Origin of the sequence: Anaerococcus sp. HMSC075B03 (assembly GCF_001815585.1) — a bacterium.
Classification (GTDB): Bacteria; Bacillota; Clostridia; order Tissierellales; family Peptoniphilaceae; genus Anaerococcus; species Anaerococcus vaginalis.
Genome location: NZ_KV821162.1, coordinates 120,867 through 144,817, shown reverse-complemented (window position 1 = coordinate 144,817; position 23,951 = coordinate 120,867). Strand labels below are relative to the sequence as shown.

At 26.4% G+C, this 23,951-nt stretch carries 26 protein-coding genes; 4 read left to right on the top strand and 22 right to left on the bottom strand.

Translation table 11 applies throughout. The annotated features are described in order from the left end of the window. Window positions 1-627 (top strand): peptidoglycan amidohydrolase family protein (locus HMPREF3045_RS00805; RefSeq protein WP_070736745.1); only part of this gene is annotated, 627 nt, incomplete at its 5' end. Between the two features lie 397 nt (window positions 628-1,024). Beyond that, window positions 1,025-2,020 carry a tyrosine recombinase XerC gene (locus tag HMPREF3045_RS00800; protein WP_070736744.1) on the top strand — a complete coding sequence of 332 codons (996 nt, stop codon included), beginning with the start codon at window positions 1,025-1,027 and terminating at the stop codon, window positions 2,018-2,020. Window positions 2,021-2,125: 105 nt separating this feature from the next. On the opposite strand, the gene HMPREF3045_RS00795 is transcribed toward HMPREF3045_RS00800, so the two are convergent. The 6 genes from HMPREF3045_RS00795 to dut all read right to left on the bottom strand — a co-directional run bounded on the left by HMPREF3045_RS00795 (window position 2,126) and on the right by dut (window position 9,813). Further along, the gene (locus HMPREF3045_RS00795) at window positions 2,126-3,412 is read right to left on the bottom strand and encodes a methionine gamma-lyase family protein (RefSeq protein WP_070736743.1); all 1,287 of its coding nucleotides are present in this window, start codon (window positions 3,410-3,412) and stop codon (window positions 2,126-2,128) included. Next, window positions 3,399-4,355: a tRNA (adenosine(37)-N6)-dimethylallyltransferase MiaA gene (gene miaA / locus HMPREF3045_RS00790; protein ID WP_180362992.1), complete on the bottom strand. Its 957-nt coding sequence runs from the start codon at window positions 4,353-4,355 to the stop codon at window positions 3,399-3,401. The genes HMPREF3045_RS00795 and miaA overlap by 14 nt, the downstream gene beginning before the upstream one ends. Beyond that, a complete protein-coding gene (mutL, locus tag HMPREF3045_RS00785) occupies window positions 4,345-6,156 on the bottom strand; it encodes a DNA mismatch repair endonuclease MutL (RefSeq protein ID WP_070736741.1) in 1,812 nt (603 codons plus the stop codon). Before mutL ends, miaA begins: the two co-directional genes overlap by 11 nt. Next, entirely contained in the window at window positions 6,153-8,762 is a 2,610-nt protein-coding gene (mutS, locus tag HMPREF3045_RS00780; RefSeq protein ID WP_070736740.1) for a DNA mismatch repair protein MutS, read from the bottom strand. The genes mutL and mutS overlap by 4 nt, the downstream gene beginning before the upstream one ends. A gap of 74 nt (window positions 8,763-8,836) precedes the next feature. Further along, window positions 8,837-9,379, bottom strand: a complete 543-nt coding sequence (locus HMPREF3045_RS00775) for an oxidoreductase (RefSeq protein ID WP_070736739.1) — start codon at window positions 9,377-9,379, stop codon at window positions 8,837-8,839. Beyond that, complete coding sequence (gene dut / locus HMPREF3045_RS00770) at window positions 9,379-9,813, bottom strand: dUTP diphosphatase (protein ID WP_070736738.1); 435 nt, start codon at window positions 9,811-9,813, stop codon at window positions 9,379-9,381. The genes HMPREF3045_RS00775 and dut overlap by 1 nt, the downstream gene beginning before the upstream one ends. Before the next feature lie 117 nt (window positions 9,814-9,930). Between dut and pepT the strand changes: the two genes are divergently transcribed. Both pepT and HMPREF3045_RS00760 read left to right on the top strand, forming a co-directional pair. Continuing rightward, complete coding sequence (gene pepT / locus HMPREF3045_RS00765) at window positions 9,931-11,148, top strand: peptidase T (RefSeq protein WP_070736737.1); 1,218 nt, start codon at window positions 9,931-9,933, stop codon at window positions 11,146-11,148. A 70-nt stretch (window positions 11,149-11,218) separates the two neighbouring features. Next, window positions 11,219-11,455: an elastin-binding protein EbpS gene (locus HMPREF3045_RS00760; protein WP_070605524.1), complete on the top strand. Its 237-nt coding sequence runs from the start codon at window positions 11,219-11,221 to the stop codon at window positions 11,453-11,455. Between the two features lie 86 nt (window positions 11,456-11,541). On the opposite strand, the gene HMPREF3045_RS00755 is transcribed toward HMPREF3045_RS00760, so the two are convergent. The 16 genes from HMPREF3045_RS00755 to obgE form a co-directional block, all read right to left on the bottom strand. Beyond that, complete coding sequence (locus tag HMPREF3045_RS00755) at window positions 11,542-12,159, bottom strand: class I SAM-dependent DNA methyltransferase (protein WP_070605522.1); 618 nt, start codon at window positions 12,157-12,159, stop codon at window positions 11,542-11,544. A gap of 180 nt (window positions 12,160-12,339) precedes the next feature. Continuing rightward, complete coding sequence (locus HMPREF3045_RS00750; RefSeq protein WP_070605520.1) at window positions 12,340-13,569, bottom strand: peptidase U32 family protein; 1,230 nt, start codon at window positions 13,567-13,569, stop codon at window positions 12,340-12,342. After that, window positions 13,559-14,194 (bottom strand): O-methyltransferase, encoded by a 636-nt coding sequence (locus HMPREF3045_RS00745; RefSeq protein ID WP_070605518.1) that lies wholly within the window; start codon window positions 14,192-14,194, stop codon window positions 13,559-13,561. Before HMPREF3045_RS00745 ends, HMPREF3045_RS00750 begins: the two co-directional genes overlap by 11 nt. Then, window positions 14,184-15,860 carry a ribonuclease J gene (locus tag HMPREF3045_RS00740; protein WP_070605516.1) on the bottom strand — a complete coding sequence of 559 codons (1,677 nt, stop codon included), beginning with the start codon at window positions 15,858-15,860 and terminating at the stop codon, window positions 14,184-14,186. The genes HMPREF3045_RS00745 and HMPREF3045_RS00740 overlap by 11 nt, the downstream gene beginning before the upstream one ends. Next, window positions 15,844-16,302 carry a Fur family transcriptional regulator gene (locus tag HMPREF3045_RS00735; RefSeq protein ID WP_070605514.1) on the bottom strand — a complete coding sequence of 153 codons (459 nt, stop codon included), beginning with the start codon at window positions 16,300-16,302 and terminating at the stop codon, window positions 15,844-15,846. The genes HMPREF3045_RS00740 and HMPREF3045_RS00735 overlap by 17 nt, the downstream gene beginning before the upstream one ends. Further along, window positions 16,292-16,534 carry a DUF1292 domain-containing protein gene (locus tag HMPREF3045_RS00730; protein WP_070605513.1) on the bottom strand — a complete coding sequence of 81 codons (243 nt, stop codon included), beginning with the start codon at window positions 16,532-16,534 and terminating at the stop codon, window positions 16,292-16,294. The genes HMPREF3045_RS00735 and HMPREF3045_RS00730 overlap by 11 nt, the downstream gene beginning before the upstream one ends. Next, complete coding sequence (ruvX, locus tag HMPREF3045_RS00725) at window positions 16,527-16,946, bottom strand: Holliday junction resolvase RuvX (RefSeq protein WP_004838799.1); 420 nt, start codon at window positions 16,944-16,946, stop codon at window positions 16,527-16,529. Before ruvX ends, HMPREF3045_RS00730 begins: the two co-directional genes overlap by 8 nt. Next, the gene (locus HMPREF3045_RS00720) at window positions 16,939-17,196 is read right to left on the bottom strand and encodes an IreB family regulatory phosphoprotein (protein WP_004838798.1); all 258 of its coding nucleotides are present in this window, start codon (window positions 17,194-17,196) and stop codon (window positions 16,939-16,941) included. The genes ruvX and HMPREF3045_RS00720 overlap by 8 nt, the downstream gene beginning before the upstream one ends. A gap of 9 nt (window positions 17,197-17,205) precedes the next feature. After that, a complete protein-coding gene (gene alaS / locus HMPREF3045_RS00715; protein ID WP_070605511.1) occupies window positions 17,206-19,818 on the bottom strand; it encodes an alanine--tRNA ligase in 2,613 nt (870 codons plus the stop codon). Between the two features lie 13 nt (window positions 19,819-19,831). Continuing rightward, window positions 19,832-20,236, bottom strand: a complete 405-nt coding sequence (locus HMPREF3045_RS00710) for an RrF2 family transcriptional regulator (protein ID WP_004838796.1) — start codon at window positions 20,234-20,236, stop codon at window positions 19,832-19,834. A gap of 9 nt (window positions 20,237-20,245) precedes the next feature. Beyond that, window positions 20,246-20,884, bottom strand: a complete 639-nt coding sequence (locus tag HMPREF3045_RS00705) for a DUF655 domain-containing protein (RefSeq protein WP_070736736.1) — start codon at window positions 20,882-20,884, stop codon at window positions 20,246-20,248. 24 nt (window positions 20,885-20,908) lie between these two features. Beyond that, window positions 20,909-21,220: a ribosome silencing factor gene (rsfS, locus tag HMPREF3045_RS00700; RefSeq protein WP_070736735.1), complete on the bottom strand. Its 312-nt coding sequence runs from the start codon at window positions 21,218-21,220 to the stop codon at window positions 20,909-20,911. Then, window positions 21,213-21,773: a bis(5'-nucleosyl)-tetraphosphatase (symmetrical) YqeK gene (gene yqeK / locus HMPREF3045_RS00695; RefSeq protein WP_019117684.1), complete on the bottom strand. Its 561-nt coding sequence runs from the start codon at window positions 21,771-21,773 to the stop codon at window positions 21,213-21,215. The genes rsfS and yqeK overlap by 8 nt, the downstream gene beginning before the upstream one ends. Beyond that, on the bottom strand, window positions 21,766-22,359 hold the full coding sequence (nadD, locus tag HMPREF3045_RS00690; protein ID WP_070736734.1) for a nicotinate (nicotinamide) nucleotide adenylyltransferase: 594 nt from the start codon (window positions 22,357-22,359) through the stop codon (window positions 21,766-21,768). Before nadD ends, yqeK begins: the two co-directional genes overlap by 8 nt. Then, window positions 22,359-22,646 carry a ribosome assembly RNA-binding protein YhbY gene (gene yhbY / locus HMPREF3045_RS00685; protein ID WP_070640446.1) on the bottom strand — a complete coding sequence of 96 codons (288 nt, stop codon included), beginning with the start codon at window positions 22,644-22,646 and terminating at the stop codon, window positions 22,359-22,361. The genes nadD and yhbY overlap by 1 nt, the downstream gene beginning before the upstream one ends. A gap of 8 nt (window positions 22,647-22,654) precedes the next feature. Beyond that, complete coding sequence (gene obgE, locus HMPREF3045_RS00680; RefSeq protein ID WP_070736733.1) at window positions 22,655-23,938, bottom strand: GTPase ObgE; 1,284 nt, start codon at window positions 23,936-23,938, stop codon at window positions 22,655-22,657. Window positions 23,939-23,951 lie beyond the last annotated feature (13 nt).

Sequence of the window (23,951 nt, the reverse complement as noted above, 5' to 3'; positions counted from 1 at the left end):
ATGAAAATTGCTACTTTCCATCCTGATTCTAATGGGTTAATAATTCAAGGTATTCAAAAAATCGGAAATTATTTTTACAATCATACTTATAGCGGAATATCAAAAGGTTATAAAGTTCTAGTCAATAATAATTTATATTCTTTTGATAATACAGGTAAAGGTTATTTAATTTCTACTAATTATACTCCCGTAAGGGATCTTGATTTAGCTATCGGATGGATGTATCAGGCAAAAGATTTTAACTATGAATATAGTATGGATTGGAAAAAAAGAAATCAGAAAGGATATGCCGATTGTTCATCAGCTGTTTATAGAGCTTTGAAACACGGTGGTTTTATTTCTAAAAATATAGCTAACGGAAATACAGAAACATTGTTTGAACTTGGCAGGAGAGGTCAAATTCTAAAAGAAATATCAGAAAATGAAATTAGATACGGCGATATTTTTGTTGCTGGTATACCAGGCAAGTCATCAGGATCTGGTGGTCATACAGGTTTTATTTTAGATAAAAATACAATAATACACTGCAACTATCCAGATAGAGGAATATCAATCACTGAAAGAAAAGGTAAGATGGGCGATAGAAGATATCCAGTTAAATATTATAGATTGGTTGGAGCTATATAACTTCTGACAAAAATATTATAAGTGTATGCAATTTAAATTTTGCATACGCTTTTTTTATTAATATATATAATTACTTATACAATTTAACAATTACCGTATAGGTATTAATTGACAAAAAATATAAAATCGCTTAAAACGCAAAATACGACGTCTGATTTTAATATAATTTTAAAATTTATCGAAATTCTTTACGAGTTAACTGTAATGCTGTTTTTTTATTTATAATTTTATTTTCAAAAAACTTTTCTTGATAAAATATTTTAATCAAAACAATTGTCAGTGGAGAGGTTTTTTGATTTTAAAATTATTGCACAAAATAATAATTTTGTGCAATAATTGATATTTTTATTTTTTTCTGCTATAATAAGCTTAATGAAAATATTCAGGAGTTTTTTTTATGACTAAAATAAAGTCCCCTTTAATTTTAAAAGATTATCTTTCCTACTTAAAATCTATTAGAGCCTTATCCGAAAAAACTATTAGTGAATATCATTATGACCTTATTAATTTTATTTCTTTTCAAATATTAAGAAAGGTTTATTTTGATGATAAAGAAAAATTTGATTATGATTTAAAAAAATCAAATATCGATTCTAATAAAATTTTCAACCAAGCTTTTATTAACGATATTAATATTCAGGATATGTATTCTTATATATCTTATTTGGATAACGAATTAAACGATAACACTTCTACTAGGTCAAGAAAAATTTCTGCTTTACGTTCTTTTTATAAATATTTACATCAAGAAATCGAAATTATTGATAATAATATAACAGAAAAATTAAGAAATCCAAAAATTCAAAAAAGACAACCTGTCTACCTCACTTTGAGTGAAACAGAACACTTACTTGAAATTGTTAGTCAAGAAAAAAATGAATTTTTAAGAAATAGAGATATGGCTATAGTTTTCACTTTTTTAACAACAGGCATGCGTCTTTCCGAACTTGTTAGTGTGGATTTAAAAGATATTAAAGATGATCATTTTTCAATTATTGGTAAAGGTAATAAAGAAAGAACTATATACCTAACTAAAAATTGCATAGATTTAATTGGAAATTATATAAAGATTAGGAAAAAATATTTAAAAGACAAAAAAATTGACGCTTTGTTTATATCTACTAGAAAACAAAGAATATCAAACAGGGCTGTTCAATCAACTGTTGAAAAATATTTAGAAAAAGCAGGTTTTGATACAAAAATCTATTCTACTCACAAACTAAGACATACAGCAGCAACTTTGATGTATAAGTATGGAAACGTGGATATAAGAGCCTTAAAAGATGTATTAGGACACGAAAGTGTATCAACCACTCAAATTTACACCCACTTGGATGATGAAGATTTGAAAAAGGCAGTAAACAAAAATCCTTTATCAAATTTAAAAATATAAAAAAATTCTTATCTATTAATATTAATTTTTCAAAGCTAGAATTTATAAAAAAATACTCAATCAATAACTAATTCTTATTGGTTGAGTATTTTTTAGTTTCATCACTTATTTTATGGAATTTATATCTAAAATTTTATTATCAATAAATTTTTCTAATACTTTCATCAAGGCAAGTTTTCCGTGGTATTTATTTAATCCGCCTTGCAAATAAACTGTGTATGGTTTTCTCAATGGCCCATCGCAAGATAATTCAGAAGTAGCTCCTTCTACAAAGCCTCCTGATGACATTATAACAGGGTCTTCATATCCTGGCATTTGGTCAGCTATCGGTGTTAAATTGGAATCTACGCTACAAGATTCTTGGATTGCTTTTGCAAATAATTCTAGTTTTTTACTAGAATGTAATTTTATAGCTTGGACTATATCGCTCCTTGGATCATCTAATTTTGGTATTATTTCATACCCTAAATCATCAAAAACTTTTGCGAAAAGAAGAGCAACTTTTATAGACTCAATTGTAGTTTTGCTTGAAAAATATAAACCTTGCAAGACATTTCGATTTGTTCCAAAGCTCAATCCTTCATCTTTTCCAATTCCAGGTGCTGTAAGGGTATTTGCACAGTATTCAATCAAATCTTTTTTGCCAGAAATATATCCGCCAGTTATTGCAATTCCACCACCAAGATTTTTAATTAAAGAGCCAGCAATTATATCTGCACCTATTTCTATAGGTTCTTTGATTTCTGTGAATTCCCCATAACAATTATCTACAAAAATAGTTACGTCTTTATTTATTTTTCGAATTTCAATAATTGCTTTTTCTATCTCACTAATACTAAAAGCTCTCCTATTTGTATATCCTGTTGATCTTTGAATCATTACAAGTTTTGTTTTATCATCTAATTTCTCTTTGATTTTTTCATATTGGATTTCTTGGTCATTTTTTAATTCTAATTTATCGTATTTAATTCCTTTTGAAAGCAAATTTCCTTTTTTATTTCCTTCAATTCCAATAACCTGTTGTAAAGTATCATAAGGATCTCCATTTATTGATAAAATTTTATCTCCATAATTTAAAAGAGAAAATAAAACCAAAGAAATAGCATGAGTGCCAGATACTATATTTGGTCTTACAAGAGAATCTTCTGATTTAAAGATTGAAGAAAAAATATTTTCAACTACTTCTCTACCAATATCTGCATATCCATATCCTGTTGCAGAGTTAAAATGAATAGCGGAAAGATTATTATCGCTAAAAGATTTTAAGACCTTTATTTGGTTATATTCACTTATCTTATCTAATTTTTTAAATTTATCTTCTAAATCTAGATCTATTTTTTCAATATAATTTTCAATCTTTGTATCAATTCCATATAATTTATTGTAAATCATAAGTCTCCTTTACAATTTTTTCCATATTTTCCAAGATTTTTTCATCCATATCCTCATCCCTATAAATTAAATGAGAAAAATCATATTTTAAATATTTTTTCATCCATGTGATTTGCCTTTTGGCATATCGTCTTGTATTTTTCTTGATTTCACTTCTTAGTTCATCATAAGAAACTTTATTTTCTTTATAAGGAAAAAATTCTTTATAACCTATAGCTTGTAATGACTTAGATAATGGACCTAGCTTATACTTTTTAGCTACAAAATCAAATTCATTTTCTAATCCGTCATTAATCATTTGGTCAACTCTAAGATTGATTTTTTCATAAAGTTTTGACCTATCCTTGTAGTTTATAAAAAACAATATAGGCTTTATATTTTTATTTAAATTTTTTAGACCTTTTCTTAATTCACTTGGTTTTTTTCCAGTTAATTTGTAAGTTTCAAAGGCTCTTATAATTCTTTGAGTTTCATTTGGATGATATTTTTTAGCTTCTATAGGATCAATTTCACAAAATTTTTCATACATATATTCATTTCCATACATTTGAAAATCTTTTGTAAGCTTATCCCTTAAATTTTCATCTTTTTTATTTGTTCCATAATTCATATCAAATAAAATTGAATCAATATAAAAACCCGTACCACCAGCCACAATAGGAATTTTATTTTTCGAATTGATTTCACTAATTAAATTTCTTGCCATATCCTTAAATTCTTGAACAGAATATTCTTCATTGGGATATTTTATATCAAACCCATAATGTTTTATGCCATCCATTTCGCTTTCTTTTATTTTGTTTGTTCCTATATCCATATCTTTATAAATTTGTTGGCTGTCAGCAGAAATAATTTCTCCATCAAATTTTTTGGCAAGTTTTATAGCAAAATCACTTTTACCACAAGCTGTAGGTCCTGTTACAATCAAAACTTTATCTATCAAAATATTTCTCCAATTCATCTTCTTCAATCATAATAATAGTCGATTTTCCATCGTAAGTTTTATATGGATTATCACACTTATTTAACTTATCTATTGTAGCCATAGCTTCTGATTTATTAATAATATCTCCTTTTCTAAAGACATTTTTGTTTATTAGCTTTGAAATTTTATTTAAAAATAAGTTTTCATTTTTCTCATCAATATCTAATAAATCATAGAAAAAATTATTATTTTCAGGTTCTTCAAATATTAAAGGAACAGCTCTAATTATCAATTTATCATAAGAAAATTCCTCAATATCAAAACCCATTTTTTTGAAAATTTCTTTTTTTTCAAGATATTTATTATATTCTTGAAGATTTACTTTAATAGTTTTTGATTCAATCAATTGTTGAGAAGAAATTTTTCCATTATTAAAATTTTCTACATATTTATCAAATTTAATTCTTTGATCAGCTCGTCTATTATCAAGGATTAAAATTTTATCATTATAAGAAAATAAAGAATATCTATTAAAAATTGAACACTTATAAGTTAGCTTATCAATTTTTAATTTTTTTACTATTCCAAGGCTTTTTATATTGTAGTCTATATTTTCGATTTTTTCATTTTTTTCTATAAAATTTAATTCCACACCACTAAAGAAATCTTCTTCCTTTTTTGCTTGGTCTTTTGTATCTGGATTTTTTTCAAAATTATAAGAATTTTCTTGCTCTTCTACCCTATTGTATGAATTTAAAATCTCGCTATAATCATCATAAAAATTCAATTCTTCTTTATTTTTTTCTAAAACTTTAACTTCCCTAATATTAATATTTTCATATAAGATTTTAGATACTTCATCTTCCAATAAATCAATTAACTCATTTTGATATGTGAATTTAATTTCTTTTTTGTTAGGATGAATATTTACATCAATATTGTTAGAATTTGTTTCTATAAAGATAAAAAAAGCCGGAAATCTTTGGCTTGGAATAAGTGTTCTATATTCATTTTCGATAGCCTTGCTTATATCCTCATTTTCAATAAGCCTATTATTTACAAAAATATATTGAAAAGACCTATTTCCCCTATAATAATTAACTTTTGAAATAAATCCTTTAATTTTATAAAGAGAATTTTGAATTTCTATCTTGATAAGATTGTCTTTTAGATTCTCATCCAACAATTCAATAATTTTATTATCCATATCTTGGTCTTTTAATGTATGAAAAATCAACCTATTATCTTTTATAAATTTAAATGAAACATTTTTATAGCCAAGAGCTAATGCTTGCATTATTTTTGCTATTTTATTTGATTCATTTATATCAGATGATAAAAATTTACGTCTTACAGGAAGATTTGAAAATAAATCATAAACTTCTATGCTTGTCCCCATATTTGTAGCTATAGAATTGTATGACTTTATATTTCCATTTTCAAAAATCAATTCTTTGCCTAGATTTTGATTTTTTGTTTTTGAAATTGCTTTTATATTTGCACAAGCAACAATTGATGATAAGGCCTCGCCCCTAAAACCAAGAGTAAACAAATCGTATAAATCTGAGAAGTCTTTAATTTTTGAAGTTGCATGTCTTTTAAAGGCTCTTTTAAAATCATCCTCATCAATTCCTATGCCATCATCTGTAACTCTTATATAAGATTTTCCGCCATTTTTTATTTCTACAGCTATATTTTTGGCATTTGCATCTATTGAGTTTTCTACTAATTCTTTTACTATAGAAACAGGAGATTCTATAACTTCTCCTGCTGCTATTTTTTCTATTGTTTTTTTGTCAAGTTCTATGATTTTCATCATATCTCCTTTATATTATCAATAAGCTTATTAAGAATATTTATTGCTTCTAATGGGGTTAATTCATTTATATTTATCAAATTTACTTTATTTTTCAATTCATCAATTTTAATTTTATTCAAATCATCTATAGAAGATTTTATTATTTTGTTATTATCTTTGAATATCTCATCACTTTCATCAAGTTTATTCATAAACACTTTTGCATTTTCTATTAAATCTAATGGTAAGCCAGACATTCTAGCAACTTCAATTCCGTAAGACCTATCAGATTTTCCTCTAGAAATTTTTCTCAAAAAAACTAAGCTATCATTTTCTTCTAAAATATCTATTTTTAAATTGATTACATTATCCAATTTATTTTCAAGAACTGTCAATTCATGAAAATGCGTAGCAAAAACTGTTTTAGCCTTCTTCTTTTTGCTTAAATAATCAACCAAGCTCATAGCTATTGATAAACCATCATCAGAGCTTGTCCCCCTCCCTACTTCATCTAAAATAATGAAGGACTTGTCGGTTGAATTTTTTAATATATTACTTACTTCATTCATCTCAAGCATAAAGGTTGACTCGCCTTTTGAAATATTATCGCTAGCTCCAATTCTAGTAAATACCTTATCACAAATACAAATATTTGCCTTTTCGCAAGGAACAAAAGAACCCATTTGAGCAAGAATTATAATTATAGCCATTTGTCGCATATAAGTAGATTTTCCTGCCATATTTGGTCCTGTAATTATTTGAATTAGATTATTACTTTCTCCGATGTCTGTATCATTTGAAATAAACTCATTTTCTTTAAGTTTTTTTTCAATAACAGGATGTCTGCCGTTTTTAATTTTTATAATATTATCTGTAGTAATTTTAGGTTTACAATAGTTATTTTCCCTAGCAAGTTTTGACAATGCATTTATAGAATCTATAATTGAAATTAATTTTGATAAGTATTGGAGTTTTTTAGTATTATCCAATATAAATTCTCTTATTTGACAAAAAATTTCATACTCAAGATTATTTATCCTATCGCTAGATCCCAAAATCAAATTTGAAAGCTCCTCAAGTCTTTCTGTAGTATATCTTTCTCGATTAATTAAAGTTTGTTTTCTTATATAAGTATCAGGAACTAAGTCTAAATTTGATTTAGTTATCTCTATTGAATATCCATTATTTTTATTGTAATTTATTTTTAATTTGTTTATGCCTGTCTTTTCTTTTTGTTCATTTTCATAAGCGATCAAATCATTTTCTGCTGACAAAGAATCTTTTTTTAACTTATCCAAATCATCATTGAAACCTTCTTTGATAATTTCTCCTTCAGTAATTAAAACAGGTGGGTCATCAACAATAGATTTATCTAAAATATCATAAATATTGGAAACATCTGGAAGATTTTTTGAAAAAGAAATAATATCTTTATTATCAAGTCCTGCCAAAAATTTCTTAAATTCTGGAATATTTCTTATTGAAGTTTTCAAGGAAATAAAATCTCTTGCATTAGCTCTTTGATAAGAAATTTTTCCAATAATTCTTTCTAAATCAAATATATCATCCAAAAAATATGAAACCTTATTTGATAAATCAGGGTTTAAAAAGAAAAATTCGACTAAATCTAGACGTTTATCAATTTTTTCTTTTTCTATTAAAGGTCTTTCAAGCCACATATTTAAAAGCCTTGAACCCATAACAGTATCAGCTTTGTCAATCAATTTAAATAAAGAATTATCCTTACCTTTTTTATCAATATTTGAATGTAGTTCAAGATTTCTTCGTGTATTTGCGTCTAATTGCATATAAGATGCAATATCTAAAATTTCAATATCATTTATATGAGCTAATTTTTCCTTGTGATAACTATAAATATAATCCAATAAATTTGAAATAGCTATTAAAGAAATTCTCATATTTTCTATTTTTTTGAAATTTTCTACTCCCAAATTTTTATATACATTTTCACTTAAACTTTCATAGTCCTTGCTATCGTCAATTTTATTTATAAGGATTTCTTTATTTAAGTTTAGATATTTTAAAACTTTTTTATTAGAAAAATTTGAATTTATGATTAATTCTGATGGAGAAATTTTTTCTATTTCATCTATTAATTTGTTTGCACTAATGCTTTGATTATTTCTTATTTCAAAAGCCATTAATTTACCAGTTGAAATATCTGAAAAACAAGCACCAATTCCATATTTATTTTCATATATTGAAAGTAAAAAATTATTTTCTTTTTTATCAAGCGATTCCAAATCTATTATTGTACCTGGACTTATAACTCTTGTTATAGCTCTTTTTACAAGGCCTTTTGCCATTTTTGGATCTTCTACTTGATCACACAAGGCTATTTTAAATCCATTTTGAACTAATTTATTTATATATGTATCAATAACATGATGAGGAACTCCACACATAGGTGCTCTTTTGTCATGACCACATTCTTTTCCAGTCAAAGCTAATTGGAGATTTTTGCTAATAATTATAGCATCATCAAAAAAAGCCTCGTAGAAATCTCCGACTCTATAAAGTAAAAGAGAATCTTCAAAGTTTTTTTTGACATCCACATAGTGCCTTAACATAGGGGTTAATTTATCATATTTAAAATCTGAATTCATATAATCACATCCTTTGATTATTATAACATATAGGAAAATTCATATAAAAGAAATAACCCATGATAAATCATGAGTTATTTAATATTTATTGATTGAATATTTTTTATCCATTTACTTGAATCTTTTTCTTGCTTGTCAACTATAAAAAATATGCCCAATTTTTTATCATAGTCCATATTAGCCTTATTATTGATTTTATAAACTAATAAAACTCTGTTTACTTCAAGAGCAGTTTCCATACTCATATTTGTAGTATGTCCATACCCATCCGAAAACTCAACTGTATTATTCAAATTAGGATTAATACTTTCTTTGTTTAGGATTTTTTCAATCGATACACCCACAAGTTTAAATTCCTCTCCCTTAGGAGTAGTAAATTTCATTTCGTTTTTTCCCATTTTTCTTATATCTTTCAAAGACAAGGAATCTATTTCGCTATCATTATTTTTAACTACAACAATTTCATTATCATAATTAGATAATGACTTATTAGAAATATAACTTGCTAGCTTTGAAAATAAAAAAATCGAAATCAATAAGACTATTATAAGTAAAACAAGATTGTATTTATTTTTATTATAAAGTTTTGAAATATTGTTATTTTTATTATTTCTCATTATTTTCCGGTTGAACCGAATCCACCTTCTCCTCTTTCACTTTCACATAAGTCATCAACTTTTTGAATTTCAACTTTTTCATAAGGTTGAACTACCATTTGAGCCAATCTTTCATTTTTTTTGATAACTTGTTCATTTTTCCCAAAATTAAAAAAAAATAATTTTATCTCTCCCCTATAATCACTATCTATAATTCCTGTAGAATTAGCAAGCATTAATTGTCTTTTAACACCTGTTGATGACCTAGGATAAATAGCAACAAAAAAGCCTTCTGGAATTTCTATTTTTAAATCAGTAGGAACTTTGCCTACTTCTCCTGGCTTTATTATAATTTCTTCTTCATTTGAAGAATATATGTCCATACCAGCTGAATAAAAAGTTTTATATTCTGGTAATATATTATTAGTTTTTATTTTTAAAATTTTTTTAGTCATAATTTCTCCTATCTAATCGTCTTTTATATTTTATCATATATCAAAAGAAATTTGAATTAAAAATACCAGTATAATTAAATATTCTAAGGGTGTATAATTAATTTATAGGAGGATAAAATGGAAAAAATAAAAAACAGATTTTTAAAATATATTGCAATAGATACAAGAAGTGACGAATCAAAAGCAAATTTGATAAAACCAACAAGCAAAGGTCAATTAGAATTAGGTAAAATTTTAAAAGAAGAATTGAATGATTTAGGTCTTGATGCCTATATAAATGAAGAAGGATTTGTTTTTTCATGCCTAAAAGCAAATACAGATAAAATCTTACCAAAAGTAGGATTCATTGCTCACATGGATACTTCTCCAGAAATGCCAGGAGGAATAAAAAATCCACAAATTATTAAATATGAAGGTGGAGATATAAAACTAAAAGAAAATATATTTATAAAAGAAAAAGATTTTCCATTTTTAAAATATTTAAAAGGAAAAACTTTAATTACAACAAATGGAGAAATGTTATTAGGAGCTGACGACAAGGCAGGAATTGCTGCAATACTGGATGCCATAGAATTTCTTATAAATAATCCACAAATAGAGCATGGAGATATAAAAATTGCTTTTACACCAGATGAAGAAATCGGCACAGGATGCGATAGCTTTGATGTTGATTATTTTGATGCAGATTTTGCCTATACCTTAGATGGAGGACGACTTGGCGAATTAGAATATGAATCATTTAATGCAGCAGAAGCAAAAATTTCAATAAAAGGCAAATCTGTCCATCCAGGTACTGCAAAAAACACAATGATTAACTCTATAAGCGTTGCAAAAGAGTTAGATGATTTATTAGGTCAAGTTCAAAGACCAGAGCATACAGAAGGCTATGAGGGCTTCTATCATATGATTTCAATTGATGGAAGTATAGAAGATACTAATTTAGTCTATATAATAAGAGATTTTGATAAGGAAAAATTCGAAAAAATGAAAAAATTCCTAAATGATTGTGTGAATTTCTTAAATTCAAAATACGGCAATATTATAAAAATAGAAATGAGCGACACTTACTATAATATGGGTGATGTTTTAAAAAATCATAAAGAAATAATAGATTATGCAAAAAATGCTATGGAAAATTTAGGAATAAAAGTAATAACACAACCTATTAGAGGCGGAACTGATGGTTCAAAATTATCATTTATGAATCTTCCATGCCCAAATTTATTTACAGGCGGTTATAATTTCCATGGTATTTATGAATTGATACCTATTGAAGATATGAAAAAAGCATCTGAAACAATTGTAGAAATTATAAAAGAAATATCAAAAAAATAAAATGGTTAAATTTATTCAATTGGGTATAGTAATAGTAAGATTCTAATTTTAAAATTTAAAGGAGATTAAAATGACTGACGAAAACAGAATAAGCAATGACAACCAATACAGAGGAGACAAAGAACTTGATAAAAAATTAAGAGATGAAAATAAAGCTGATGGTAGCGAATCTCTAGATAAAAAACATACTGCAGATCAAGAAAATTTAAGAAGTATAACTGATGAAGCTGATACCAACTCAAACGTTGGAGCAGAAGCAAGAAGAACAAGATCAGATTTTTCTGAAAATCCATCAAAAGATAAGTAAATTTAAAGGCTGTAAAATAATTACAGCCTTTTTTTGTATTTTATCTAAAATTTTATTATTACCATTTAATTTATCTAGAAAATATCCTATTTTTTCAATGTAATTAATCCTGAGCATTCAGAAAATTTTTCAAATTTCAATTTAGGAAAATAAGACCTAAATTCATCCACAACAAAATAAATCTCATCATTATCCCACTGAGCATAAGATTCTTTCATACATTTATCATGTAAAGAACGAGATAGAAAAGCTATATCTCCAATATATACACAACCCCCATCATATAATTGTTCTAGTAATTTTTTCAAAAATATAACTTTTTTCTCATTAGTTAGATGATGAAGTGAATATGTAGCAATTATTGCATTATATTTATGTTCTAACAAGGGATTAACCAAGCCCTTAGAAATATCTCCATAAAAAAGCTTCGCATTAGGCATTTTATTTTGTGCTATTTCTATCATTCTTTTAGAAAAATCTTGCCCATAGATTTTATAGCCATGATCATATAACTTAGATATTAGAGTTCCTGTACCAAATCCAATGTCTAAAATATTTCTATAAGATTCACTTAATATCCTATTATATATTTCATTAAGTATCTTTTTATATCCTGCAAAAGGATATGAACCATTATTATCAGATATTTCAACGCTTTGGTCATAATCATCAGCCCACAAATCAAAACCTTTATTACTTAACAATTCATCCTCCAAATTAGTTAATTCAAATTACTATCTTGATTATACCAATTTTAATAAATAATTAAAATTTAATAATTTTCTCTTTGAAATAAAAAATCCTCCTGATTAGTTTTGTTAATCCTAATCAGAAGGTGCTTGCAAAAATTTTATATGATTTAAAAAATCATTTAAAATTTAAAGTTATTCATCAATTTTACGTCTTACCATATCTCCCTTTTTTAAATCATGATCTATTTTAATATAAACTATTTGTTTTGCCTTGTTGGCTACTTCTATATCATTTCCTTTGGAATCTTTCATATTTTCAATTTTAAGTTTTATAAAGTCTGGACTATCTCCAAAAATTTCGACTTCATCTCCCAAAACAAACCTATTTCTTTCTTCTAGTTTTGCAATTTTATTTTCTTTGTCATAATCTAAAACCACAGCAATAAAATCATAATTTCTAATGTATGAAGAATTTTCATAAATTTGAGAAGAAGAATCTGCTTTATTATAGAAAAATCCTTTTGTAAAATGTCTATGGCTAGCTTTTTTTATTTCATCCATATATTTTTTAGCAATTTCTTTATTATAAACTCCATTATAGTATGCATCAATTGCTTGTCTGTAGCTTCTAATAACTGTTGCAACATAAAAGACGGTTTTCATTCTTCCTTCAATTTTAAATGAATCAACTCCTGCCTCTATTAGTTTATCAATTTCATCTATTAGGCATAAATCTTTGGAATTCATAATAAATGTTCCATTTTCATCTTCGCCTATAGGATAATATTCGCCCGGTCTTTTTTCTTCTTGTAGGGCATATTTCCACCTGCAAGCATGGGCACAATCTCCTCTATTTGCATCTCTTCCTGTCATGTAATTACTTAATAAACATCTTCCAGAATACGAAATACACATAGCTCCGTGAATAAAACATTCAATTTCTAAATCTTTTGGAACATTTTTTCTAATTTCTATTATTTCATCAAGTGATAATTCTCTTGCAAGTATAACTCTTTTTGCACCGAGTTTATACCAAAAATTAATTGTGTGAGAATTAGTTACAGATGCTTGAGTTGAAATGTGTAAATCTATATTAGAATTTTCTTTTGCTATATTAAAAATACCAGGATCTGAAATTATTAAAGCATCTACCCCAATTTTTTCAAGATATTTGATGTATTCTACAATTCCCTCAAGATCATTATCATGAGGAACTATATTCATAGTAATATGACATCTAACTCCATGTTCATGAGCATAATCAACTGCTTCTTTAAGTTCATCTTTATCAAAATTTTTTGAATTTTTTCTAAGACCAAAATTATTTCCAGCCATATAAACAGCATTTGCTCCAAATTTTATAGCTGCTTTTAATTTTTCCATATCTCCAGCTGGTGCTAATAATTCTACTTTATCTTTCATCAACTCTCCTTGTCGTTAAACTAATACCATCGCCTATTGGTATTATACTTGTTACATAATCGTCTAAATTTGTAATATGAGATAAAAATTTTCTCAAATTTTTAACCATAGTTATGTGTCGTCTATTAATTAAATCATCGTTTGTAATTTCTCCCCTAAAGAGAATATTATCACAAACAATAAGTCCGTTTTCATTTAATAATTTTAATGATTCATTAAAATAATATTCATATTGTGATTTATTTGCATCTATAAAAACAAAATCAAAGCCTTGATTAAAATTATTCAAGGCTTTTTTTGCATCCATATTTATTAAATTTATTTTTTTATTATATTTAGAAAAATTAGCTTTTGCTATTTCTGATATTTCTTTACTCTTTTCAATTGTAGTAATATTTGCATTAGAATATTTAGAAAAAAGTAATGAAGAATAGCCAATAGCTGTTCCAATTTCTAGAATATTTTTAGGTTTTGAAATTGAAATTAAAGTTTTAAGAAATTCTTTCGTTTCTAATTTCATTATAGGAATATTATTTTCAATTCCGTAATTTCTTAATTCAATAAAATCTTCATCAATATAAATATTATTTAAATAATCAACTATATGATTATAATTAATATTCATTGCTATCAACTTCTGTTAAAACTGGTAAAATCATAGGATCTCTTCCAGTTTGATTATAAATATATGATTTCAATGCTTCTCTTATTTGATATTTAATTTGACTAATAGCATGAATATCTTTTTTTTCACATTTTTTCATTGTTCTCATTACAATATCTTTTGAATTTTCAATAAGATCTTGATTTTCTTTTACATAAATAAATCCTCTTGAAACAATTTCAGGATTTGATAAAACTCTTTGTGTATGTTTTTCAATTGTTAAACTTACAACTAAAAGTCCATCTTCAGAAAGATGTTTTCTATCTTTAAGAACAATATTTCCAACATCGCCAATACCGGAACCATCTACTAGAACATTTCCTGCTTGAACTTTACCATTAATTCTGGCAGATTTTTTGGTAAATTCAAAAACATCTCCATTTTGACCGACTAAAATATTTTCTTTATTCAATCCCATATCCATAGCTATTTCCATGTGCTTTTTTAATTGGCGTGGTTCGCCGTGAGCTGGGATAAAATATTTTGGTGTTGTTAATTGGTGCATTAATTTAATTTCTTCTTGGCAAGCATGACCTGATGCATGAACTTTTGCCAAAGAATCATATATAATATCACAACCAATTTTTGTTAAATTATTAATTGTATTATTAATTGGCATTTCATTACCAGGAATTGCTGATGATGATAGTATAACTGTATCTGAAGAATTTAAATGAACTTGCTTATGTTCATTATTTGCCATTCTTGTCAATGCAGATAGTGGTTCTCCTTGAGTTCCAGTTGACAAGACAACAATTTGATCATCAGAATAATCTTTAATATTTTTCATATCTATTAGAGTGTTACTTCTAATTTTCAAATATCCTAATGAACTTGCAATTTTTACGTTATTTATCATAGATCTTCCAGATAAAACTACTTTTTTATTATATTTTTCAGCAGCAAATATTACTTGTTGTACCCTATGAAGGTTTGACGCAAAAGTTGCTACAATTATTCTACCTGGTGCTTGTCCAAATAAATTAATAAAAGTTTCTCCTACTTCTTTCTCACTCATTGAACTTCCTTCTATTTCTACATTTGTAGAATCAGAAAAAAGACATAATAATCCCTTTCTTCCTAAAGAAGCAAGCTTTTGTATATCAGTAGGTTCGCCATCTATAGGCGTAAAATCCATTTTAAAATCACCAGTAAATAATATAGTTCCTATTGGAGATTTTACGGCTATTGCGCAAGAATCTGGAATTGAGTGACTTACTCTGATAAATTCTGCACTTAAATTTCCAACTTTTACTGTATTATTGACATTAACCATCTTTAATCTATTAGGATTAAGTCCATGTTCTTTAAATTTATTTTCTAATAATCCTTTTGTAAGTTTTGAACAATAAACATTAGTGTCTACTGTTTTTAAAAGGTATGCAATTCCCCCAATATGATCTTCATGACCATGAGTTATGAATATACCTTTTAACTTATCTTTATTTTCTTCAACATAGGTAAAATCTGGTATTACTATATCTACACCTAACATATCCTCATCTGGAAAAGTTAAGCCACAATCTATCATAATCATTTCATTTTTATATTCGACAATTGTGCAGTTTTTACCTATTTCTCCAAGTCCTCCTAATGGGATGACTTTTAGTTTATTTTGCATTCTCATTTTTACTCCTTAAATCATCTTCACATTCGGAGCAAATACCATATATTCTTAAAGAATAATAATCCAATTCAAAGTTATATTTATCTTTTAAATTTTTTGCTAATTTTTCATTATCTAATATTTTCTCTTCAACAATTTTTCCACAATTAGTACAAATTAAATGGTCATGGTGTGCATCTTTTTGACTAATAAGCTCATAAGTATTCACAGAATCTGTAAATTCTTGCTTATTAACAATTCCCAAATCTTCAAAAATATTAAGAGTTCTATAAACAGTTGCTATACCAACTTGTTTATTATCTTCATGTACTATAGAAAACAACTCTTCTGGTGTCAAATGTTTTGAATTAGAATTTTTAAGAGCATTGAAAATTATTTGTCTTTGTTTTGTAAATTTATGACCATTTTTTTCAAATACTTTTTTTAACTGTTCAATGTTCATTTTCATCTTCTTTCATTTCTTCATATATTTTTACAATTTCGTCTAATTCTTTATTATTATCGATTGCCTTAAAGCTAACAGAATCTTTACTTTTTATCATTTCAAAAATCAAAATAAAATCTTCATCTATTGGCTCTAAAGCAGCATAATCTTTATCGTCTACTCCGAATGTATCTATCAAATTAAATTCGACTTCGTTATTATTTTCATCTGTTAAAATTATCTTATCCATTATTTCTCCCATCCAAATAGGTCTGTAAAATAAAAGAGGCAGCAATTTTATCTACGTATTTTTTTCTATCTTTTAGATTAACATTCATATCCATCAAGACCTGATCTGATTGTATAGTAGTCATTCTTTCATCCTGATATTTAATTTCAATATCAGTGGATTTTTTTAATAAATCGACAAAAGAAATCACCTTCATGGCTTGAGGTCCTAAGGTGTTATTCATATTTTTTGGAAGTCCAATAATTATTAAATTTACTTCTTTTTCATTAATTATTTCAATTAATTTTTCAATATCTAAACTTGCTTTTTTTCTTTTAATTGTAATATAGGCTTGGGCAGTGATAAAAAACGGATCGCTTAATGCGACTCCGATTGTTTTATCACCCAAGTCTAATCCCATAATTCTACTCATTAATATAATATTTTAATATTTCTTCTAGAATAGTATCTCTATCAACTTGTCTTATCAATTTTCTAGCATTTTTGTGTCCTGTAATATAAGTAGGATCTCCACTAATTAAATATCCAATGATTTGATTTGTAGGTTTATATCCTTTTTCTTCTAAAGCATTATAAACTTCTGTAATAATTTCTCTTATATCAACTTTTTTCTCATCTTGTGGATCGAAACGCATAGTTTCATTGAAGTTTTTGTCTGACATAATTTCTCCTTATATTAAATCATAAACTTTTTCTAAAGCTTCATCTAGTTTAGAAATATCTTTACCTCCAGCTTGAGCGAAATTTTTCTTTCCTCCACCGTTTCCACCTGTTATTTTACTAACTTCTTTGACAATTTTTCCTGCATTGTATTTATCTGTTAATGAATCAGAAACAGATGCTGTAAAGATTATTTTATTATCTTTTACAGTAGCAAATACAATTATTAAATCTTTGTATTTGTCTTTTATTCTGTTTTCAAAATTTCTCAATGTATCAAGATCTTCATTATCAAATTTGTGAACTAAAAGATTTATACCATTAATATCCTTAACTTCACTTTCCATATCTTTATAAATATCTTTTTCATTGAATTCCTTTAGCTTTTGAATGTCATCTTTGAGCTCTTTTATTTCTTCATTTAAAGATTTAGCTCTTGACAATAGATTTTTATGGTTTGATTTTAATTCATCGGAAATCGAGTTAATTAATTCTATATTTTTATTTAAATATTCATAAACTTTTTTTCCTGTTATAGCCTCAATTCTTCTTATGCCTGAAGCTGCAGATGATTCTTGAATTATTTTAAACATTAAAATCTCAGATGAATTGTTTACATGACATCCACCACATAATTCTTTTGAATAATCAGAAACTGAAACAACTCTAACCATATCTTTATATTTATCTTCAAATAAACCTATAGCTCCAAGTTTTTCTGATTCTTTATAAGACATAATTTCTTTTTTTACAGGTAATTGTTCTCTGATTTTTTCATTTACTTCATCTTCTATTTTCTTGATTTCATCCTTAGTTAAAGCATTTGGATAAGTAAAATCAAATCTTAATTTATATTCATCTACTAATGATCCAGCTTGTTTAACTTCATCACTTAATAAATTTCTCAAAGCTTGATCTAGTAAATGTGTTGCAGTGTGGTTTCTTGTTATATCTAATCTTCTTTGTTTATTAACTTTAAATAATGCATTACAAGATTCTAACTTACCTTCTTCAACTTCAACATAATGAAGTATAACATCTTTTTTCTTTTGTACATTATAAACTTTTGCTTTTGCATCATCTGTGATAATAAATCCTGTATCAGCTACTTGTCCGCCACCTTCTGCATAAAAAGAAGTCTTATCACTTACAATTATACCCTTATGACCTTTTTTTATAAAGTTTACTTTTTCTTTATTATCAAATAAGCCAATAATGTTTGCATTTATTTCAAAATTTTCATAACCTACAAATTCTGTTTGTTTAAATTCATCTACATTTATCGATTCAAGAGACCAACCCGCATCAGATTTTCTTGCATTTCTTGCAAGATTTCTTTGATTTTCCATATATTCATCAAATTCTTTTGTATCAACTTTTAAATCATTTTCGTCAAGAATTTCTTTTGTCAAATCTAAAGGAAAACCATAAGTATCATACAACTTAAATGCATCTTTACCTCTAAGTATATCTTTATTATTTTCTTTTAATTCTTTAATATAAGAATTTAAAATATCCAGACCACTGTCAATTGTTTTTTGGAAATTTTCTTCTTCTTTTTCTATAATATTAATAATTTTTTCTCTATTTTTTGTAAGTTCATCATACTCAACTTTATAAGAATCAATAACGCAATCAACAATAGATGATAAAAATTCTCCTTCAATTCCTAATAGTTTTCCATGTCTAAATGCTCTTCTTATTAGTCTTCTTAAAACATATCCTCTTTTTTCATTTGAAGGTTGAATGCCGTCTGATACCATAAAAGTCATAGCTTTAGCGTGATCTGCAATAACTCTTATAGAAATATCATCTTTTTTATTTTCCTTGTATTTTTTATTTGATAATTCTTCAATTTCTTTGATAATATTTTGGTTTACATCAACCTCAAAAATATTGTCTTTATTTTGAAGAACCATTGCCATTCTTTCAAGTCCCATTCCTGTATCAATATTTGGATGAGCTAATGGTATATATTCCTTATTTGCGTTTTTATTAAATTGAGTGAAAACTAAGTTCCAAACTTCCATAAACCTATCTGAATCATCATTTCCTGGTTTATTATCATTTTCATCAACAGCTTTTTCTATACCTCTGTCAACAAAAATTTCTGAATCCGGCCCACATGGACCTACTTCTAATTCCCAAAAATTATCTTCTTTTCCAAATCTTAAAATTCTATCTTTGGCAATTCCTATTTCATCATGCCAAATATCAAATGCTTCGTCATCATTTTCATAAACTGAAACCCACAAAAGATTTTTATCAATTTCAAGATTAACTGTTAAAAATTCGTATGCCCAATGTATAGCTTCTCTCTTAAAATAATCTCCAAAAGAAAAATTGCCAAGCATTTCAAAAAAAGTTCCATGCCTTTCAGTTATTCCAACTCTTTCAATATCTCCAGTCCTTATACATCTTTGTGAAGATGTAGCTCTGTTATTTTTCATTTTCTTTTCGCCAGTAAAATATTTTTTTAATGGTGCCATACCAGCATTGATTAAAAGTAATGATTCATCATCTTCTGGTATTAAAGAAAATGATTTTAATACTGTATGATTTTTTTTAGAGCCAAAAAAATTTAAATATTCTTTTCTAAGTTCGTTCATTCCTAGTTTTCTCATAATTTTCTCCTATTTATAGTTTTTCATTAACCATATCTTTTATAGTTATTGAATTAACTGCCTTGTTGATAGCATCATCAATTTTTGCAAAAACATAATAAGCTTCACATTCCGAATTATTACAGTTATTTCTATCAGCTACACATTCACTTGAGGTCATTTCGCCTTCCAATACTCTCAAAACATCTCCAACTGTAATTTCACTTGAATTTCTAGAAAGTTTGTAACCTCCCTTAGCGCCTCTTGCTGATATTACTAAATTATTTCTTTTTAGTATTCTTATTAATTGTTCTAAGTAATTTTCTGGCAACTTTAAGGCATTAGAAATATCAGAAACTGAAATATATCCATTATCTTCATTTTCTGCTAAATAATGTATAGCTCTAAGTCCATACCTACCTCTAGTTGATAATTTCATATTTACTCCTCAATCTATTACTATCATATCTTTCATCGCTTCAAAATACTTATCCCCAATGCCAGATACATTTTTAATATCTTCAATCTTATTAAATTTGTTTTTTTCTCTATATTCAATAATAGCTTGCGCTCTTTTTTCTCCAATATTTGGCAAAGTCATCAACTGAGCCTTATCAGCTTTGTTAATATTAACTTTTTTATCGTCAATTTTTTCAACGGGACTAATAAGTTGATTTGTAGAAACTTCCACATCATTATTTTTGTCATTGATGTTTGGAATTATTATTCTCATTTGGTCTTCAAGCTTTAATGCCAAATTTATTTTATCAATATCAGCGTTTTCAGTAAGCCCTCCCGCATCATTTACTAAATCCTCTAATCTATAATCTTCATTTATTTGATAAACTCCAGGCTTATTAATTTCACCACTAATATGTACTTTTTTAATAGTATTTTTAGATTTAGAATTTAGTTTATTATCATCATTATTTTTCTTATCATCAGTTGATTTCATTTCAATTGACAAGCCTTGTTTTTCAAATACAAGCTCATCATTATTTCGACTTGAAACAAAATTTCGAGATATAACAATAACAATTCCAATTATCAAAGCAATGATAATCTTATCTTTTTTATCAGTTTCCATAAAATACCTCTATTAAACGATAATTTATGACTCCCATAAATCTTCTATATTATAAAATTCTCTTTGATTTGATGAAAATATATGAACTATCACTTCTCCACAGTCCATTAATATCCATTTTCCTTCTCTCAATCCTTCGATAGATAAAACATCAAATCCTTCTTTTTTAAGATTTTCCTCAATATATTCTATTAAAGCTTTATTTTGATTAATTGAATTTCCAGTAGCAAGTACAAAATAATCTGCTATTGAAGATTTATTTTCAAGATCAATAACTTTAATATCATAAGCTTGTTTATCTTCTAAAGTTTTTACTACAATATCTAATTTACCCATTTTTCTCCCTTAATAAATAATTTCTTGCTTTTATAGTCAAAGGAAATATTACCATCTTCCTATCAACCAGTGACTTTATAGTTCCATCTAAGCTAAATAAAACAGCATCATCCAAATTTTTAAAGGCTAACTCTCTTAATTTATCTACACCTTCATAATTTCTATTTTCTTCGCAAGCATCTGCAAGAAAAATTATTTTTTCAAAATCAGTCATATTTTCTTTTCCAGTAGTATGATATTTAATTGCATTTAAAATTTCTTCATCATCTACTCCATATTCATATTTAGCAACAATAGGTCCTAAAAATGAATGTAAAATTGCTTTATTAGAAATAATTTCATTTGAAAAATCACAATATTTCTTATACTTATCTAAATAATATTTTTCATTATATTTTGCACAATCGTGTAATAAAGCTGCTGTTTTTATTTTCTCAATATCTATATTTTTATTGATTTTTAAAGCCATATCCTTAACTCTGATTACATGATTAAATCTTTTTTCTCCAATATCATTTTTAAGCTTGTCTTTATATTTAGAAAAATCAAACATACAATTTCTCCTCTTTAATGATATTTATAACTTCATCATTTACCAAATATCTGATACTTTTATTTTCTTTTACTAAGTTTCTTATCAAAGTTGATGAAATATCTAAAGCCATATTATCAATTAGGTATATATTTTTATTATACTTTCTTACTTGATTTATTTTAGATATAAGTGAAAAATTTTTATTGCTATACCTTTTAAAAATAATCAAATTTTCTTTTAATATTTCTTTGTAATTTTTCCATTTTTCAATGTCAAGAAAAGAATCTTCGCCCATTATAAAGAAAAATTCATCATTGGGATAAGATTTTTTAAAATAATTAATAGTATTAAAGGTATAGTGAATTTCATTATCTCTATAATCATAATCATTTATTTCAAGTTTTGGATTGTCTTTTATAGCTTCATTTACCATTTTTAGCCTTAAATTTAAGGCTGTTTTTTTATTTTCTAATTTGTGTGGTGGATTTGAATTTGGAAGAACATATATTTTATCCAAATCCAAATTATTAATCACATTTTCCATCAATATCATATGCCCAATATGAATTGGGTCAAATGTACCACCAAATAGACCAATTTTCATTATAAATCTATCTTTTTATTTTTCTTGCTTTCTCTATATATGGTAAAAATATTACCTAAATGAGAAACAAATTCACAATTTAATTTTTCAATAACTTCATCAACAATTTCATCATTATCGTCTAAGTTATTATTTAGTATTTTTATTTTTATAAGCTCTCTTTTTTCCAAAGCCTCATCAATTGAAGTAATTACTTCATCAGTTAATGAATTTTTTCCTATATTAACAATTGGCTTTAAATCATGAGCTAAAGATTTTAGATATGATCTTTCTTTTCCTGAAATCATTTTATCTCCTATTCATAATAATCAAAAACTATATCTCCTATAGCAACAGAATCTCCTTCTTGGATTCCCATTTCTACAAATTTTTCAAAAACACCCATTTCTCTTAGATTTTTTTCAAAATACATACGACTATCATAATCATCTAAGTTAACTTTTTCTAAAAGCTTATCGATTCTATATCCGTTGCAAACATAAATCCCATCTTCTATTTCAAAGTTTAATTCATCACTTGCAATTGACTTATCATAAAATTCTTCAAGATAAGCTTCATCGACTTTTTCATCAAGATCGTATTGTTCATCTTCAAAATTATATAAAACTCTTGAAACTTCATCAATCAAATCTTTTATGCCATTTGTTGTAGCTGCCGAAATTCTAAAAATTTTATATTTATCTGAGTATTTTTCTTCAAACTTTTTATAATTTTCATTAAAATCTAAGTCTGATTTATTAAGAGCAACTATTTGATATTTGTTATAAAGATTTTCATCAAATAATTTTAATTCCTTATTTATAAGCTCAAAATCTTCAATAGGATCTCGTCCTTCAAAACCTGAAATATCTACTAAATGAACAAGAATTTTACATCTTTGAACGTGTTTTAAAAAATCATGGCCAAGACCTAAGCCTTCATTGGCACCCTCTATTAGTCCTGGAATATCAGCAACTATAAAAGATCTTTCTTTATCAATTTTAACAACTCCTAGATTTGGATCAAGAGTTGTAAAATGGTAATTTGCAATTTTTGGTTTTGCTTTAGAAATGACAGAAATCAAGGTTGATTTTCCTACATTTGGAAGTCCAACCAAACCAACATCAGCCAAAATTTTAAGCTCAAGGCTTATAGTTATTTTTTGACCTTCTTTTCCTTTTTGAGCAAAACGTGGAGCTTGTCTTGTGGAAGATTTGTAATGAACATTTCCTTTTCCACCTTTGCCACCTTTCGCTATTAGAAATTCTTCTCCATTTTTTTTCAAATCTTTTATAATTTTTCCGCTTGTACTTTCTCTAACGATTGTTCCAACTGGTACATATAAATAAAGATCTTCTCCTTTTTTTCCAAATCTTTTTTTACCCATACCGTCTTCGCCGTTTGTTGCTTTATATTTATTTTTATATCTATATTCTTCAAGGGTTGAAAGGGAATTCGTAGCTTTTATATAAATACTTGCTCCATCTCCTCCATCTCCACCTGCAGGCCCTCCTGTAGGTTCATATTTTTCTCTTCTGAAGGCGACTGCACCATCTCCACCTTTTCCAGCTTGAAGTTCGATTTTTGCATAATCAATCATTGGTATAAATTTC